We start from the raw sequence: 15,575 nt of genomic DNA on the forward strand, positions 1-15,575 counted from the left end.
CATTTCGTATCCATCCGGCGCTTGCGGGATTGCGGGGGCCGGCCCACAATGAAAACGCATGACGTCGGCTTTTCCTGATCGGCGTCAGCATCCCTCCCATCGCTTAGCAAGGAGCAAACCATGCCCGAAACCGAATGGTTCCCCGGCAATTCGCTACCCGATCGTCAGGGTTACTTTGAAGTGGAGTTCGCCAGCGGCGAAACCGAAATCACGCGCTATGGCATGTTGGGCTGGGAGCCCGAAGAAGAGCGCGGCCACATCCTGCGCTGGCGCGGGCTGGATCCGCACATCGAGCAAGCCGAGATCGAGCGCGAAGCAGCCCTGCGCAACAACAGCGACAACGTGATCGGCTGAACGGCCGGCACACCTCGCGGGGCGGGTCCGACCTGCCCCGCATAAAACAAAACGCCGCGGAAGAATCCGCGGCGTTTTGACTGGGCGCTTGCCCGATCAGCGATCGAGCTTCGAGATCTTCGTGCCCGCGAGCGACACGCCCGCCATCAGGCCACCGTTGTTCATCACGAAGCCCACCACCGGCTGCTGAGCCGTGTTGGTGTCGATGCGGCCATTGGCGCCGATGTTGACCACCGCCACCGTGGCGTCCGCGCCAACGGTCCAGCCGCTGCTGTTGCGGAACTTGTTCAAGGCGTCATCCGTCATGAACAGCAGGATCATCGCCTTCGATTGCGCGCCGGCCTGGAAGCCGATCGAGCCCGCGGTCGTGCTGTAGTAGCCGGCATTCTGCCCGCCCACGCGCAGCACGCCCTTGCCATGTTCGGCGCCCACGATGAAGCTGCCGCTCAGCACGTCCGGAAACACCAGCACGCCCTTGGCGCGCGCCACCAGATCCTTGGACTGGGGAGCGGCTTCATAAAGCTTGGCGAGGGTCGCGTTGGCCGCGCTGTTCATCGACTGCCGCTGCTCGGACGTCGAGGCGGCCGGCGACTTGCTGGGCGTGGTCGTCGTGCAACCCGCAAAAACGAGACCGGCGGCGCCAATCGCGATCGCCATGCCGGTGCGGCGCAGAACAGGAAAAGTGTCGAACATGGAGCTCTCCTTTTGTTGTCATACAGGGACAACTGTACCGGGCATTCCAGATCCGACAAGTCAGACGAATGTGATAAACGAAACAAAACACTAGCGAGCGCTAGAGAATTCCGTAGCGAGGTTCACCGGTGTACTCGTCCACGGACAGGATGCCGGAGAGCACCAGTTCGGCATGGCGCCGTGCACTGACGGGGTCGTTGAAGGTCACGAAGCGGGGCAGTGACCAGCGCCGCGCAACGGTCTCGTTGCCGTTGCGGCTCACAAGTATTTCAATAGCCAACACGCCGGTATTCAAGTCCACGACTTCGCACTGCACTTGAAAACCATTGATATGACGCTGTGGCCACCCACTCATGCTGCACCTATGAATTCGACTGCCCGGCCGCAATATGCCCCAAAGAAAAAGCCTTGGAAAGCGAAGTTTTTTAGGGGTAAAAACGTACTAATCCTCCTAGTGCTGAGGCATCTTGAAGATCGCAAAAATGCGATCAAAAACGCTGTTTTCCCGCCTTGTCTTCAACATCCACCTTCAACCAACTCTCATGACCACACCTGCCTTCGAACCTGATACCGCTCCGCTGGAAGTCCTGCCGCGTGACCTCTCTGCCTACCGCGAGGGCAACACCGGCATTCCCTATGTGCACCGCTTTGAATCCGGCAAGCCTGGGCCGCACGTGCTCATCAACGCCATCACGCACGGCAACGAGATCTGTGGCATGGTGGCCGCCACCCATCTGCTGGACACGGGCGTGCGCCCGAAGATCGGCACACTGACGGTCAGCTTTGCCCACGTCGAGGCCTACGAGGCCTTCGACATCGACCGGCCCTACGACAACCGCCAGCTCGTCCACAACCTGAATCGCATCTGGTCCGCCGCCATGCTCGACGGCGCGGAGGACAGCCCCGAACTGCGCCGTGCCCGCGAAATGCGCCCCATCCTGGATGCCGCCGACTTCGTGCTGGACATCCATTCCACGCGCGCGCCCGTGCAACCGTTCTGGGTCTACAACGAGATGGACCGCAACACCGCGCTGGCCGCGGCTGTCGGATCACCGCAGGTCCATCTGGTCATGCCGCAAGACAAGTTTCCGGGCACCGGCGTCATGGGCTACGGCCATCACGGTGACCCGCTGTCGAACAGTGGCGGCGCGCTCGTCGTCGAATGCGGCCAGCATTTCGCCCGCTCCGCCGCCGACCTCGCCACCGACGTCACCCTGCGCTTCCTGGCGCATCTGGGTCTCATCGACACCCCGGCCGGCACGCCGCCCCCGCCCACCCCGCAACGCTATCGCCTGCTGGAGGTCCACATGGTGAAGTCCGAAGACTTCACCTTCACGCGACCCGTGATCGGCTTCGAGACCTTCGACAAGGGCGAGCTGATTGCCATGAACGGCACGGAAGAAATCCGCTCCCCGTGCGATGCGTGCACGATCTTCATGCCCACGCGCATGCCGATCGTCGGACGTGAAGCCGTGTATTTGACGCAGGCGATTTAAAACCGATGATTCGAGGCGGGTATTTCGTACCCGCCATCTTCAAAGATCCGGAATCAAGCGCTTGCCCATGCTGATCACCGCGTCCTCCTGAAACCCCAGGCTGTCGTAGAAGCGCTTTACCGCGATGTTGTCCGAACGGATCAGCAGATTGATTTTCGGACACCCCATCTCCAGCAGCTTGCGCTCCACAGCCCGCATCAGCGCCGTGGCGAACTGACGCCGCCGATGCTCGGGCGACACGGCCAGATAGTTGATCCAGCCGCGGTGACCGTCGTAGCCGCCCATCAGCGTCGCCACGATCTCGCCGTCCAGCACGCCTACCAGAAACAGATCCGACTGCACCGTCAACTTGCGCGCGATGTCCTTGCGCGGATCGTTCCACGGACGCGTCAGCCCGCAGGCGTGCCACAGCGCGATAAGCGCCGTCTCGTCGGTCGGATGAAAAGGCCGGATGGCGAGGTCTTGATGAGACATGCTTCATTCCTTGTGATGAAAGAATGAAGGCCTTGCGACACGCCTCGGCGGGGGAAATACGGCAAACAAAAAAGCCACGAGGGGTATCGTGGCCTTCTGAAATAAGCGCCGGAAAATCGGCGCCCGAACACGGCTGGCCACTCAACGTAGACGTCGAGTGATTCGTCGAAAATCTGCGCGCGTTGCGGCAGCGATATGCGAAGTGTTCATGTGCAGCAGCATACACGAGGCCGTCTTCCGCCAGCAACGCGCATCGCCGTCAGTCCGCCGCGGGTGCAGGCAGAGTGCCCTCCATCACCACGACGGCCTGCCCCGCCACGCTGGCCCATACGCCGTCCTCGCGCGGTTCGGCATGCGCCAGCAGCAAGCTTGCGCGCCCCATGTCCACGCCCTGCCCCACCCGCAACCGCAGAACGCCTTTGCCCGCCAGCGATGCCCGCAGCGCCGTGACCGCGGCTGTCGCGCTACCCGTGGCGGGATCTTCGGTCATCCGGCCGGTGAGCATGCGCGCCTGGATATCGGTGGGCGCGTCCATCGCCTCGCCCGCCGTGTCGGTGGTGTAGACATAGATGGACTTTGCGCCAAGCTGCGGCATCAGGGCCGCGTATCCGCCCAAATCCGGCACCGCGCGCCGCAAAGCGTCGCGGTTGGCAAGCTGCACCACCAGAAACGGCAGGCCCACCGACGCCACCATCGGTGCGTGCGTCGACACGTCAATGTCCGCAATATCCAACCGCAGCGCGCTTGCCACCGCATCCAACGGCGCCTCGCGGCCGCACGACAACGGCTGCGGCGCGCGCAGCTCCGCGCCCTGCAGCCCGTCTTCGCCGTACGCCAACGCAATCCGCACCAAGCCGGCTTCTTCTTCAAATACGAAGGCTTGCGGCGCAGACAGCCCTGCCGCGATCTGCTCGCGCGCCAGCACGACGGCCGTGCCGACATTCGGGTGACCGGCAAACGGCACCTCGCGATCCGGCGTGAAGATGCGCACACGCGCCGTGTGGGCGCGGTCTTGCGGCGGCATCACGAAGCTGGTTTCCGAATAATTGAACTCGCGCGCGATCATCTGCATCTGGCGCGTGTCCAGCCCCTGCGCGTCCAATACAACAGCCAGCGGATTGCCTTGATAGGCGTGGCCGGTGAACACATCGGCGGTGACATAGCGGTAGCGCATCCAAGCATCCTCAAGATCCGCCTGAAGCCGGCGGGAAGCAGAAATTGTGCGTGCCGCAAGGCGGTCGCGAAAGGCACAGAGCCGAGAAATTGCGCGCATAACAGACGAGGCGCGGGGTGTCCGTGGTCGATCACGTGCGCGGCCCGCATGACACCCGCACCGCCTCGGTTGATGCGCCCAGACTATTGAAAATCGCAGATGCCTGCGGAATACTTTGCGTCCCGTGCATCTACTTTTGGAGAGTATTGCCATGCAACGCGAAGACATCCAAAAGCTGGGCGCTCAAGCGGCCCGCGACGGATTGAGCTTGTGGGACTGCCCGTATTACCGTGCCGCCGCCATGCCGGGTCACACCGGCGAATCGATTTCGCAATGGCGCGGCAAGGTCGAGGCCTGGGAAGCCGGATGGATGGAAGCCACCGGCGGCGGCCAGGCCCCACCCGGCATCCGGACACGTTTTGTGCCGCGCGCCATGTCGCTGCTGGTCATTTGATGAAGTGAAAAGGCGCCCCGGGAAACGGGGCGCTGTGTATTGGCGATGCGGGGACGTTGGCGCATGTCTGATCCATCCCGCTATTTCTTCGCGTAACTTTTCTGGACACGAATCCTGATCGCGCTCATCTTTCGGCTTAGGACCTTTCCCTGCAGGAGGCGCAAAATGGATGACCCCGTCCACAAAGCCGGCCAGGAAGCCGCCCGATATGGCGTGCCGCTTTCCGCTTGCCCCCTCATGAAAGAAGCCAACATGCCAGGCCATACGGGCGAATCGCTACCGATATGGCGCGCCAGGCTGGCCTCCTGGGAAGCAGGCTGGCGCGAAGAAACTGAAGCCCGCCTCGCTGAACTGCACCGCCGCCGGTTGATACAGCAGTCGTTCGATTAAAGACGTGGCCGCGGGCAGTGCGTCCGCCGTCGTCGGGAACGCGGTTTGCTACGGAACTGACACCGCAGCGGCGTGATTGTCTTTCGATCAAGCAGAGGGCGGTTACGCACACTCCCTCCCTCTCGCCGTTGCGGCCCCTTCCCCCCTGCGCACGCAGTCGCTTACAAATGATCAGGTCCGCAAACCCTAAAAATGTTTGCCCGCCCTAGAATCGGCCTGCCAGCCTCAGGCTGAGTAGGAGCGATTCATGACATTCAGGGTCAAGCCGGTATTTATTGCAGCCATTTCCTGTATTTTTTTGAACACCGGCGCATTCGCCGCGCCGCCAGAGGGCAAAGGCAAACCCGACAACCCAGGCCAGAGCCAGGGACAGGGGCAAAACAAGGGCGGCGGAAAAAACAATAACAACGGCAACGGCGCTGGAAAAGGCTATTCCGGCAGCGGCGGCGGACCAAACGGCAAAACCGGCAATTCCGATAGTTCCAGCGTCACGCTGCGCTTTGCAGGCATCACGGTCTCAACCGCCAGAACTTACGCACATGAGTACGGTTTGTCGGGCTACAGCCAACTGCCGCCGGGCATCCGCAAAAACCTCGCACGCGGAAAGCCCCTGCCTCCAGGTATCGCGAAAAAAATGGTCCCCGGCCCAATGCTCGCTCGCCTCCCCGCCTATCCCGGGTACGAATGGCGAATCGCCGGCTCGGATCTTGTCCTTGTTGCCATTGCGACGGCTGTAGTCGCGGATGTGCTGATTGATGTGTTCGATTGATGAGCACGGCGGCGGTCGGACTGGAGGTCCGTGAGGTTCAATATCGCCCCCTCGAATTGCACTGTCCGGTCCCTTCAGTGATACACTGCCTGACTGGGTGTCAGGCGTCTTCCTTCGCGCTGGCAGGTCAAAGCGCTGGTCGGGCCGCCGCGCGGAACCCCTACGTCCATGCAGACCAGCACCACCCACGCCCTCGACATTGCAGCCGCCATCCTTTTTGCGCTGGCGCTGATCCACACTTTCTCCGTCAAGCAGTTCGAGCGGCTATCGCACCGCTACCCTCGCCACGCCGGTTTGTTCCATCTTCTTGGCGAAGTCGAAATCGTCTTCGGCTTTTGGGCGTTTGTGCTGCTTATCGTCATGGCGATGGCCGCCGGCGGCGCAGAAGCGCTCGCGTACGCCGAGTCTCGCAATTACACCGAACCGCTGTTTGTATTTGTCGTCATGGTAGTGGCGGCGTCCCGCCCGGTACTCCAGACTGTCATGGCCGCAGTCAACCTCATTGCCAGGAAAGTGCCCTTCCACACCTCCGTCGCGACGGCGTGGTTGGGCCTGGCCGCGGTACCGCTGATGGGATCGCTGATCACGGAACCGGCCGCCATGACCATCGCTGCCCTGATGCTGGCGCCGCAACTGTTCCGGCCGGCAATCCCGGCTGTTCCCAAGTACTTCGCGCTTGGCGTGCTGTTCGTCAACATCTCGATCGGAGGAACCTTGACGGCCTATGCCGCCCCTCCCGTCTTGATGGTTGCCGCAACCTGGCAATGGGATTCCGCCTTCATGCTGGCAACCTTCGGCTGGAAAGCCGCGATTGCCGTCATCGTGAACGCGACCGTTGCGACACTCATGATGCGCAAGTATCTGCTGCAATTGCCGACTGAAAGCGTAGGCCGGTCGGAAAGGCCACCCGTGCCGCTCTCGGTTGTTCTGGTCCATCTGGCAGTGCTGGCGGCGGTCGTGGCACTGGCGCACCACCCTGTCGCGTTCCTCGGCCTCTTCCTGCTGTTCCTGGGTTACACCCAGGCATACGAACGGCATCAGAATCCGCTGATCATCAAAGAAGCGTTGCTCGTTGGGTTCTTCCTGGCTGGGCTGGTCATCCTGGGAGGCATGCAGGCCTGGTGGCTGCAGCCCATCGTCTCGAGCCTGGAACCGCTCGCGTTGTTCTTCGGATCTCTGTCGCTCACCGCGATCACCGACAATGCCGCGTTGACCTACCTGGGTTCGTTGATCGATGGCATATCCGACGAATCGAAGTACATGCTCGTGTCGGGCGCGGTTGCGGGCGGCGGCCTGACGGTTATCGCGAACGCACCGAACCCTGCGGGCGTGGCGCTGCTGAAACGCGGATTCTCGGACGAGACGATCAGCGTTGGTGGACTGTTGCTGGGTGCGTTGGGGCCCACAGCCGTTGCGGCTGGCGCATTGCTGTTTTTATAGGGTGCGAAGAAAGGGTCAGCACGAAATGTACGTGCATCACGAGACGCGCGCACACCACGAAACGCGCGTACACCACGCCATTTAGGGAACCTGGCTAGATGCAGGAATCTTAAGGCCCGCAAATGAGAAAGGCCGTCAGTGATTTCTCACTGACGGCCTTGGGACTACTGGTCGGGACGGCGGGATTCGAACTCGCGACCCCTTGCACCCCATGCAAAGCGGTCAAGGTGATCCTTATATTTTTCAACACCTTACGTTGTCGCTCGCTGCAAACCGTGCGCAACAGTGGTTATCGACGGGTCACGATGTCCCCACAAAGTCCCCACCGTGCCGCGTCAGGCACTCGACTATTCTTGGCAGGATAAAAATCAGAAACTGACAGCAAGCCCAACCGAGAAGCCGGACACATTCGTGCCAAACACATATCGACCGACCAAGCGGGTTCGCGTGATGAAAACGTCATAGGCACTCGAGTCCAGTTCCAGGCCGGCGCCGAGAGCGGTAAGCCGATCAAAACCAAGCGCGCCGCGCTGGTCACCCAAAAACTCGGAATGCGTCAGCTCAAGCACGTAGCGCAACGGGCGCTGCAGCAGAATGAACCCCGTTGGTGCCCGGTAGCGCGCCCACAAGTTGGCAGACTGCGCCACCGCATTCCCCTGCACCGCCGAGGAACTGTCGAAGCTCTTGAGCCTGATGTCGGAATAGCGCAGTTCCACATCTACCTCATAGCCCGGCCGGTAATGCTCGTAATCCAGCATCAGCGACCCGCCAAGCCCATAGGCGTTCAGGGATCCTCGATCCAGGAAGTCCACGTCCCTGCCCGTCCTCTGCCCCACATACCAGCTTGCCGCCCGCAGGTCGCTGGTGACATTGCCCAGGGCAAAGTTGAAAATCGGACGCAGTTTCAGTTCATCGGTCAGCTTGAAATCCCAACCGATGCCGCCGGTGGCCGAGACACTGTTCCATTTGGTCGGGATGCGACGTTGCTCAGCGCCTTGGCTCGCAATGAAGGTAGGATCGTAGCGGCTGGCGGCCACCACACCCTCGAGGTAGATCGGTACCGAGTCGGACACCGTGTCACCACCTCCCAACTGCGTCATGAAAAATTCCGTCGAGCCGGACGTAGAAGCGCCAGCACTGCCGATGGACAGGGAACTGGTCGTTATGTCCGGCACTATGGAAAAGGACATGAGAGCCAACACACCATTGGCGCGCTTCTGCAAATCATCGTGGCTCAAGCGAACGGTTGGTTGTGCCATTGCATCTGCTACCACGAGGAAGGCCAGGATCGACGCCCAGCCATGCCACGCCGGCCGAACGGCATATCGTGACCTGAATGTCCGCGGGTGAACCATGCTGGATCTCCACTGCGGCACCGTCCGCCGCCTTGCCATTTGGCCGAATTTATTTGACTATCGAACAAATGACGCGAATCGCAAAGTCGCACTACACGGGCTGAGGTCTTTCGTTGTGCATGCACAACGGGCCGGCGTCACTCCCGCGCGAACGCTGCGTCCAGGCGTTGCCCTGGCACTGGCAATCGACATCCCGTTCCGCCCTGCCCTTTTCACAGGAAATCTCGAACTACTGCGCTACCCGCTTCTGTTTTTTCCCTGGTGCGCGCCTTTGGCGTGGATCTTTCTTAGTACATGGAGAGAAGTCGTTATGAAGCTCATTTCCAGTATGAAAAACCTTTCGCCTTCTTCGGCAGCATGGAGACGGTCCACCAGAGTCAGAAGCAGTGAGTATTGGAGAGTTCGCGCGATCGCGGCTGCAGTAACACTGGCAATTGCGCAGCCGGCTTGGGCAGCGAACACGCCCAAGGTGGCGGAACAGGCCACGAAGGATGCCAACGCGGCACTGCTGAAGGAATTGCCCTTTTCTGACAAGACGTCATTCGACCTTGCCCACAAGGGGTTCATCGCTCCCCTGCCCTCCGGCATGATCAAGGGCGAGCAGGGCAACCTGGTCTGGGATCCGACGAAGTACGACTTCATCAAGGAAGGCGCGCCCGCGCCGGACACAGTTAATCCGAGCCTGTGGCGTCAATCGCAACTGCTGAACATTTCGGGCCTGTTCCAGGTCACGGACGGCATATACCAGGTCCGAAACTTCGATCTCTCCAACATGACGATCGTCGAAGGCAAGGAAGGCCTGACGATCATGGATCCGCTCATTTCCACCGAAACCGCCAAGGCAGCATTGGACCTCTACTACCAGCACCGGCCGAAAAAGCCGGTGGTCGCGGTGATTTATACACACAGCCACGTGGATCACTACGGTGGCGTGCGCGGTGTAGTGGACGAGGCTGAGGTCAAAGCCGGCAAGGTAAAGATCTACGCGCCGCTCGGGTTCCTCGAGCATGCAGTAGCGGAGAACGTTATGGCCGGCACCGCGATGAGCCGTCGCGCAAGCTATATGTACGGCAACCTATTGCCGCCCAGCGCCACAGGCCAAGTGGGTGCCGGCCTGGGCACGACGACGTCGGCCGGCACGGTCACCCTCATCCCGCCCACGGACATTATCGAGAAGACCGGTGAAACGCGCACGATCGATGGACTGACGTACGAATTCCTGTACGCGCCTGGCAGCGAAGCGCCGGCCGAGATGCTGTACTACATCAAGGAAAAGAAGGCGCTGAACACTGCCGAGGATTCGACCCACACACTGCACAACACCTATTCTTTGCGAGGCGCCAAGATCCGCGACCCGCTGGCTTGGTCGAAGTACCTGAACGAGGCGCTGGCCCTGTGGGGGGACGACGTCGAAGTCATGTACGCCATGCACCACTGGCCGGTGTGGGGCAAGAAGGAGGTTCAGGAGCAACTGGGCCTGCAGCGGGACATGTACCGCTACATCAACGACGAGACGCTGCGCCTGGCCAACATGGGCTACAACAAGGAAGAAATCGCCGAACAGGTCAAGCTGCCCGAGGCCATCGCCACCAAGTTCTCGAACCGCGGCTATTACGGGGCCCTGAACCACAACGTGCGGGCGACCTACGTGCTGTATCTGGGGTGGTTCAACGGCAACCCGGCCACCTTGCATACCCTGCCGATCCAGGAGGCGTCCAAGCGCTACGTGGACATGATGGGCGGCGTCCCCGCCATCCTGACCAAGGCACGCGAGTACTACAGCAAGGGAGACTACCGCTGGGTCGCCGAGGTCGTGAACTATGCGGTCTTTGCCGAGCCGGACAACCAGGAAGCGAAGAACTTGCAGGCCGATGCCCTGGAGCAGATGGGCTATCAGGCCGAAAGCGGGCCGTGGCGCAACTTCTACTTGAGCGGCGCGAAGGAATTGCGCGAAGGCGTTCAGAAGCTGCCCGTGCCGGACACGGCCAGCCCCGACACCGTTCGCGCCATGACGCTGGACATGCTGTTCGACTACTTCGCGGTGCGGCTCAATCGCGAAAAGTCCGCAGGCAAGCACGTCGTGCTTAACCTAGACTTCACCGATACCAACGAGAAGTACAAGCTGGAAATGGTCAACAGCGTGCTGAACCACACTGCAGGCAAGCAGGCCAAGGAACCCACGGCCAGCATGACACTCAGTCGCGACACGCTCAATCGCATGATGCTCAAGGAGACCACTCTTAAGGACGCGCTTGCAAAGGGAGACGTCAAGGTCAGTGGCGATCAGCAAAAGATCACTGACATGTTCGCGTCGCTGGACAACTTTGAGTTTTGGTTCAACATCGTGACGCCGTAGGTCGCAACCGTGGGAATGAGGCCGACGTGATAGCGCGCGTCGGCCTTTTTCTGGGGACAAGGAACCGGACTACATGTGCAGCCGTTACCAGACGCTGAAAGACGCCGAGCTGTTGCTCAAGAAATTCGGCGTGACCCGGCCGGGCATGCTCGGCAAGTACGATATGTGGCCCCGATACCAAGGCGTATTTGTCCGCCGTCCGCCTGAGCATGACTCCGGCGACGAGGCCGTGCCTGGCATCGAAGCCGTGACGGGCCGCTGGGGTCTGATCTCTGGTTCCACACGGCCGGACGCTCTGGACGGCGCGTAGAAGCTGTCCACCTTCAACGCGCGCGACGACCGCGTCGCCAACGCCTTCACCTTTCGGAATGCCTGGCGCCTCGCGCAGCACTGCGTCATCCCGGCCGACGCGATCTTCGAACCCGACTGGCGCTCCGGCAAGGCGGTGGCCACGCGATTCACCCGCGCAGACGGCGCGCCGCTGGACATCACCGGGCTGTGGGTCCTCGTGCCCTTCCCCTCCGGCAAGCTGGTCGCGACCCCGATGGCGTGACGCCTGCTGGCACGATTTTCTGTCGGCCCAACGTAAAAGGCCGAATCCCCTGTTTCAAAGGATTCGGCCCCACTTGCTAGGTGCCAGCCCGCTTGCCTTGAGGCAAGCCAGCCAGTTCTTAAATCGGTTTGATCATGGTCGCCTGCGGACCTTTCTGTCCTTGGCCGGCGACAAACGAAACGCGCTGGTTCTCTTCGAGAGATTTGTGCCCGCTACCCTGAATCTCAGAGTAATGAGCGAAGAGGTCCTTACCGCCCAACTCCGGCATGATAAAGCCGAAGCCCTTGTCGTTGTTGAACCACTTCACAACACCAGTTTCAATCTTCAATGTAAGTCCTAGATTTTCCAGGGAAATTTACCCTGCACGCACTATGGGTCATGCGCAGCCATAAAGATACGACCGTTTCAAATTGTCACAATGGGCGGAGCAGCGCCTATCCGATGTGGTTCTCGAACTGCCCGACCATTCGACATGCCGACTGCAGCGCCGCTTGGTGGTCGCCCGGCCGCCGCGGCGCGCTGCATACCCAGTTCATCTGCACGCTCGCCACGGGCGAACTGGTGACGTGGCTTTCAGGCAAACGGTATAGGCTGCCCGACAGCAGGGTTGGAATAGAAATCGGGGAAGCGTCCGAAGGGAAGCGAAGCCCGCCCTCTGGACATTGAGCCGGGCGAGTGGGTCTATCAAGCGACGCAGCGACTATTCGTAATCCTGCCGACGCAGGCGCCGTCTGCGCGTGACCAGCTGGTCCAGCCCAATTCCTAAAGCGTCCGCGAGCCGTTCTCGGCTGGCCGGCGACAGGCGGGAAAACTCCGTTTCCATATTCGTATATGCCGACACGCTAACCCCAACTCGTTGCGCCATAGACAGCTGATTTAGGCCCAAGTACTCGCGCCAGGCGCGCGCGAGGGACCAGTGGTTATGTACCGCGGCGACGACCACTTCGTGCGGGATCAGTCCATCGGCCGGGATTCTCGGGCGCTCACATTTACCGATGGCTGGCAGCATGGTCGGATCGGTTGAAGGGGTGGTTAGCTCGTCATTGGCCAGCATACCTACCAATACAGGATCGACCATTCCTGCAGGCCGAGCCGGCGAGGCGGAGGCCAGCTCAAGGAGACGCTGGTACTCGTCGTATCGCAACACCACAAACGCGGGCACACCATCCACGTGCAGGATCTTGGGGCCGATCTCCTTCATGGCGACTCCTGATGCAGCTTGATGCCTTGCACGTCTATCGCATCCCCTTCGACACCGAAGCGGATCACGTAGCCTCCCACCGTCATCGTGTGCGGCTCCTTGTCCGACAGCAATCCATGCTGCTGCTCTACACGCAACCCTACCTCCCCCACCGCGTCTACAACTCGACGCTGGTCAGCGCTCGCCAAGCGCAAGACGTCTCTTGCCGCCGCGGGGTGCCAATCGATCCTCACCATCGGGTAAATCCTTACGTGTCCGCACAAGCACTCGGCGTTGACAGCGGTTTTATGACGACGTGCGAGCCGCGTCGATCCGCTATAGCTCAACTCGGCTTTGTCGCATTGGTCCTGTATGCCTCAGCACGCGCCAATGTGCGATAGAAGTCAGCTCCCGCGTTTACCAACCTGTTCAGTTCGGATGCGCTAACTTTCGACTCGATCGCATTGAGACAAACGGCGTAGTTTGAGAGTACATCGGCCCAGTCTTCGAAAGGGCGGACACCCGCCGCCCGGGTGATCATTTTTTCCAGTATTTCATCGGGGTCCATTTTTCCACCTACGGCCCCTCGAAGAAGGGATGCATTCTGTCCGCAAGCGCCGTTCCGCCTGTCATTCTCCCTCGCGCTTGGCCAAAAACGCGCGGCAAACAAAGTAATTCTTTCTCAGGATGAGAATTCTTACCTCGCCTGGAGGGCCCGAAAGCGCGGCACGAGGCTCCTTATAGATGCATCATCTCCTCTGGTGCTGGAGCATCATTGCAAGTTGCCCCCATGAGTTCCACACTCGAAGTCCCGAATGCGAAGGACTAAACCATGCTTGATGAGATTCGAAATCAGGGTGCGGCGGCCGCGCGGATTGGCCTCACAATCTGGGACTGTCCCTATCTGCTCGCCAATGCAATGCCCGCTCACACCGGCGAGCACTTCTGGAGATGGAATGCCAAGCTGCAAGCCTGGGAAGAAGGTTGGAACCAAGCGTCAACGCGACGCGTCGAAGGGCAAGGAAGGTAGCTCGGTCCCCGGCACAAGGTCTGGGTCGCCACCCGTCTCTGATACAGTTGGAAGATGTTGTACGCGACCATTCCCACCAGCATAGTAAATGAGTCGGCCGAAACCATGCGAATTCTGATCGTCGATGACGACGTTTTGTCGGCGGAGTTGACCGGCGAATGCCTGATGATGGATGCCGATGTTTCTGTTCAGATCGCGTCGGATGGGGCGTCCGCGTTGCAAGCCGTCCCTTCATTCTCGCCTGATGTGATCCTCTTGGACGTACATCTGCCAGACATATCGGGTATCGAACTGGCAGCCCAGCTTAAGGTTCTCAGTCCAATCCCTGACGTGCGAATTATCATTCTGAGCGGAAGCGTGCACAACGACGGAATGACGAATTACCCTGAGGGGGTAAGTGCGTGGCTCGAAAAGCCTGTCCACATCGACACGCTCTTAGAATGTGTAGCACGCAGGCCCAGCGCCTGACCCTCGCATCCGATCTTCGACAACGATTGGCGCGGAGCCGCCGATACGCAGGGACCAGCCATTCTTGACGTTGAAGCGTCAACGGGAGCGATTCATGGGCGACGCGTCGAGCGGCACAGTAAGCCAAATTATCCGTACGGAAGTAGGCCGATTGAAGGGTACGCCCGAGGTCATGATTCTACGCGTGGAACACCGCCCGCTCGGCGACGCCGCTGAGGAGAAAAGACCTGAGGTGACGGTTTTTGTTTTGGATTCGCGTCAGGTGTCCGCTCTGGAAGAACAGATATTGGAATCGTTTGGCACCTTCGATGCAAAGCCATGTGATCCGGAACCGAAGGGCTGATCTCTTAGAATTCTCACCGCCGCACTTTCCTGCTCTCCTATTTTCCAGGCCATGCGTTCACCGTCGCACTGTGCCGCGCAGCGCACACCGCAAATCGGACCAACACCTCCTCCTGCACCCAGACCTGCCAATCGTCATAGCTGGCCGGCGCCTGGGGCGGATCCGGAATTTCTGGGCACGGCGCCGCCAGGCCACTATCGAGCGGCGGCACCACGCGCGGCACGTACAGCGTCTGTGAGGTTCCGCACCCGGTCAGCATCAGGCCGGCAGTCAGCAGGCAGAGGATTCGCATTTTTCAAGGCCTTGGAAAGCGCGCCGATCGACGCGGTAAGTTCGGGACCGATCGCCGCCGCCGCGCGAGCGTTCTCGGCCATCGCCTTCAAGTCCCGGTTGGTTTGTTCGATCGCGCCGCGCGCTACTGCCAAGGCATCGGCAGTCCGCTCCAATCTCACTCTGGCCAGTTCCTGGCCATGGACGGCGCCCAGCACATACCAAACTGTGCCGGCGCCTGCCAGCGCCGCCGCTGCATAGCCTCTCCAACCCAACAGCACGCCGGCAAACTTCTTGGCGCCGGCCATCACGCTGCTGCCTTCCAGCCACGCGGCAGCTGAAAATGCGGCCCATCCTTGAGCGTCTTCCAGTCCCCGCCCCACTCCACCGGCACGCCCAACTCCCCGGCGCAGGCCTTTACGACGTCGGCCAGTTCTTTGAACCTGGCCCATTCGTTCCACGGAATGGCGCCACCAATAAGCGGCGCCAGGTCGACGGCATGGCCGAATCCGTCGGCCTGCCGCAGGTGCAGGCCGTTCATGGTCTGGCTCTTTCCCGCTGCCACCAGTTCGCGCTGGCGCTCGGGGGTCCGCAGGCCTTCCACCACCGTGAAATCCACCGCCGTGCGTTGAATTGCCAGTTTGACGATTTCGACAAGTCGGGGGTGAACTCCCTCCAGGCGCTGCAGGCTGCGCGCCGACAAGGCGAATCCAGACATAGTTGCTCCTCAAAAAAGA

Annotated in this window: 21 protein-coding genes and 1 pseudogene; 11 read left to right on the forward strand and 11 right to left on the reverse strand. The window is 60.8% G+C overall.

Translation table 11 applies throughout. The features are described from left to right. The first annotated feature begins 120 nt into the window (after positions 1-120). Entirely contained in the window at positions 121-354 is a 234-nt protein-coding gene (locus AC6CIE_RS21805) for a hypothetical protein (protein ID WP_175124034.1), read from the forward strand. Between the two features lie 96 nt (positions 355-450). Here AC6CIE_RS21805 and AC6CIE_RS21810 read toward each other — a convergent pair whose 3' ends face one another. Both AC6CIE_RS21810 and AC6CIE_RS21815 read right to left on the reverse strand, forming a co-directional pair. After that, positions 451-1,047, reverse strand: a complete 597-nt coding sequence (locus AC6CIE_RS21810; RefSeq protein WP_175124033.1) for a BPSL1445 family SYLF domain-containing lipoprotein — start codon at positions 1,045-1,047, stop codon at positions 451-453. Between the two features lie 100 nt (positions 1,048-1,147). Continuing rightward, positions 1,148-1,348, reverse strand: coding sequence for a hypothetical protein (locus AC6CIE_RS21815; RefSeq protein ID WP_224776782.1), 201 nt, complete (start codon positions 1,346-1,348; stop codon positions 1,148-1,150). A 241-nt stretch (positions 1,349-1,589) separates the two neighbouring features. Here AC6CIE_RS21815 and AC6CIE_RS21820 point away from each other — a divergent pair, with 241 nt between their 5' ends. Further along, a complete protein-coding gene (locus AC6CIE_RS21820) occupies positions 1,590-2,543 on the forward strand; it encodes a M14 family metallopeptidase (RefSeq protein WP_175138537.1) in 954 nt (317 codons plus the stop codon). Positions 2,544-2,582: 39 nt separating this feature from the next. On the opposite strand, the gene AC6CIE_RS21825 is transcribed toward AC6CIE_RS21820, so the two are convergent. Together AC6CIE_RS21825 and AC6CIE_RS21830 are read right to left on the reverse strand one after the other, a co-directional pair. Beyond that, on the reverse strand, positions 2,583-3,017 hold the full coding sequence (locus AC6CIE_RS21825; RefSeq protein WP_239213821.1) for a GNAT family acetyltransferase: 435 nt from the start codon (positions 3,015-3,017) through the stop codon (positions 2,583-2,585). Between the two features lie 259 nt (positions 3,018-3,276). Next, entirely contained in the window at positions 3,277-4,191 is a 915-nt protein-coding gene (locus AC6CIE_RS21830) for a PhzF family phenazine biosynthesis protein (protein ID WP_343738021.1), read from the reverse strand. Between the two features lie 250 nt (positions 4,192-4,441). Here AC6CIE_RS21830 and AC6CIE_RS21835 point away from each other — a divergent pair, with 250 nt between their 5' ends. From AC6CIE_RS21835 to AC6CIE_RS21850, 4 genes are all read left to right on the forward strand, one after another. Further along, positions 4,442-4,684 (forward strand): CrpP-related protein, encoded by a 243-nt coding sequence (locus tag AC6CIE_RS21835; protein ID WP_175124028.1) that lies wholly within the window; start codon positions 4,442-4,444, stop codon positions 4,682-4,684. A gap of 165 nt (positions 4,685-4,849) precedes the next feature. Continuing rightward, positions 4,850-5,074: a CrpP-related protein gene (locus AC6CIE_RS21840; RefSeq protein ID WP_313065566.1), complete on the forward strand. Its 225-nt coding sequence runs from the start codon at positions 4,850-4,852 to the stop codon at positions 5,072-5,074. A gap of 247 nt (positions 5,075-5,321) precedes the next feature. Next, a complete protein-coding gene (locus AC6CIE_RS21845; protein WP_175138540.1) occupies positions 5,322-5,843 on the forward strand; it encodes an anti-virulence regulator CigR family protein in 522 nt (173 codons plus the stop codon). A 168-nt stretch (positions 5,844-6,011) separates the two neighbouring features. Beyond that, a complete protein-coding gene (locus AC6CIE_RS21850) occupies positions 6,012-7,283 on the forward strand; it encodes a putative Na+/H+ antiporter (RefSeq protein WP_498093927.1) in 1,272 nt (423 codons plus the stop codon). Between the two features lie 368 nt (positions 7,284-7,651). Here AC6CIE_RS21850 and AC6CIE_RS21855 read toward each other — a convergent pair whose 3' ends face one another. Continuing rightward, positions 7,652-8,542, reverse strand: coding sequence for a hypothetical protein (locus tag AC6CIE_RS21855; protein ID WP_498093929.1), 891 nt, complete (start codon positions 8,540-8,542; stop codon positions 7,652-7,654). A 424-nt stretch (positions 8,543-8,966) separates the two neighbouring features. Here AC6CIE_RS21855 and AC6CIE_RS21860 point away from each other — a divergent pair, with 424 nt between their 5' ends. Together AC6CIE_RS21860 and AC6CIE_RS21865 are read left to right on the forward strand one after the other, a co-directional pair. Next, complete coding sequence (locus AC6CIE_RS21860) at positions 8,967-10,994, forward strand: alkyl/aryl-sulfatase (RefSeq protein ID WP_498094172.1); 2,028 nt, start codon at positions 8,967-8,969, stop codon at positions 10,992-10,994. Positions 10,995-11,067: 73 nt separating this feature from the next. Then, a pseudogene (locus tag AC6CIE_RS21865) lies at positions 11,068-11,547 on the forward strand (SOS response-associated peptidase family protein). Positions 11,548-11,665: 118 nt separating this feature from the next. Here AC6CIE_RS21865 and AC6CIE_RS21870 read toward each other — a convergent pair. The 3 genes from AC6CIE_RS21870 to AC6CIE_RS21880 all read right to left on the reverse strand — a co-directional run bounded on the left by AC6CIE_RS21870 (position 11,666) and on the right by AC6CIE_RS21880 (position 12,885). After that, entirely contained in the window at positions 11,666-11,875 is a 210-nt protein-coding gene (locus tag AC6CIE_RS21870; RefSeq protein WP_062681415.1) for a cold-shock protein, read from the reverse strand. A gap of 372 nt (positions 11,876-12,247) precedes the next feature. Beyond that, positions 12,248-12,748, reverse strand: coding sequence for a helix-turn-helix domain-containing protein (locus AC6CIE_RS21875; protein WP_498093931.1), 501 nt, complete (start codon positions 12,746-12,748; stop codon positions 12,248-12,250). Next, entirely contained in the window at positions 12,745-12,885 is a 141-nt protein-coding gene (locus AC6CIE_RS21880; RefSeq protein WP_498093933.1) for a hypothetical protein, read from the reverse strand. The genes AC6CIE_RS21875 and AC6CIE_RS21880 overlap by 4 nt, the downstream gene beginning before the upstream one ends. A gap of 674 nt (positions 12,886-13,559) precedes the next feature. On the opposite strand from AC6CIE_RS21880, the gene AC6CIE_RS21885 reads away from it, so the two are divergent. From AC6CIE_RS21885 to AC6CIE_RS21895, 3 genes are all read left to right on the forward strand, one after another. Then, positions 13,560-13,757, forward strand: a complete 198-nt coding sequence (locus tag AC6CIE_RS21885) for a CrpP-related protein (RefSeq protein ID WP_498093935.1) — start codon at positions 13,560-13,562, stop codon at positions 13,755-13,757. 54 nt (positions 13,758-13,811) lie between these two features. Continuing rightward, a complete protein-coding gene (locus tag AC6CIE_RS21890) occupies positions 13,812-14,225 on the forward strand; it encodes a response regulator (protein WP_498093937.1) in 414 nt (137 codons plus the stop codon). A gap of 94 nt (positions 14,226-14,319) precedes the next feature. Continuing rightward, positions 14,320-14,568: a hypothetical protein gene (locus AC6CIE_RS21895; RefSeq protein WP_498093939.1), complete on the forward strand. Its 249-nt coding sequence runs from the start codon at positions 14,320-14,322 to the stop codon at positions 14,566-14,568. Between the two features lie 37 nt (positions 14,569-14,605). On the opposite strand, the gene lysC is transcribed toward AC6CIE_RS21895, so the two are convergent. The 3 genes from lysC to AC6CIE_RS21910 are packed head-to-tail and all read right to left on the reverse strand — an operon-like array spanning position 14,606 to position 15,556. After that, positions 14,606-14,860, reverse strand: coding sequence for an Rz1-like lysis system protein LysC (lysC, locus tag AC6CIE_RS21900; protein WP_498093941.1), 255 nt, complete (start codon positions 14,858-14,860; stop codon positions 14,606-14,608). Then, positions 14,763-15,146, reverse strand: coding sequence for a hypothetical protein (locus AC6CIE_RS21905; RefSeq protein ID WP_498093943.1), 384 nt, complete (start codon positions 15,144-15,146; stop codon positions 14,763-14,765). The genes lysC and AC6CIE_RS21905 overlap by 98 nt, the downstream gene beginning before the upstream one ends. Then, complete coding sequence (locus AC6CIE_RS21910; protein WP_498093945.1) at positions 15,146-15,556, reverse strand: M15 family metallopeptidase; 411 nt, start codon at positions 15,554-15,556, stop codon at positions 15,146-15,148. The genes AC6CIE_RS21905 and AC6CIE_RS21910 overlap by 1 nt, the downstream gene beginning before the upstream one ends. Positions 15,557-15,575: the final 19 nt, after the last annotated feature.

It is taken from the genome of Achromobacter sp. GQ309, from assembly GCF_059759315.1.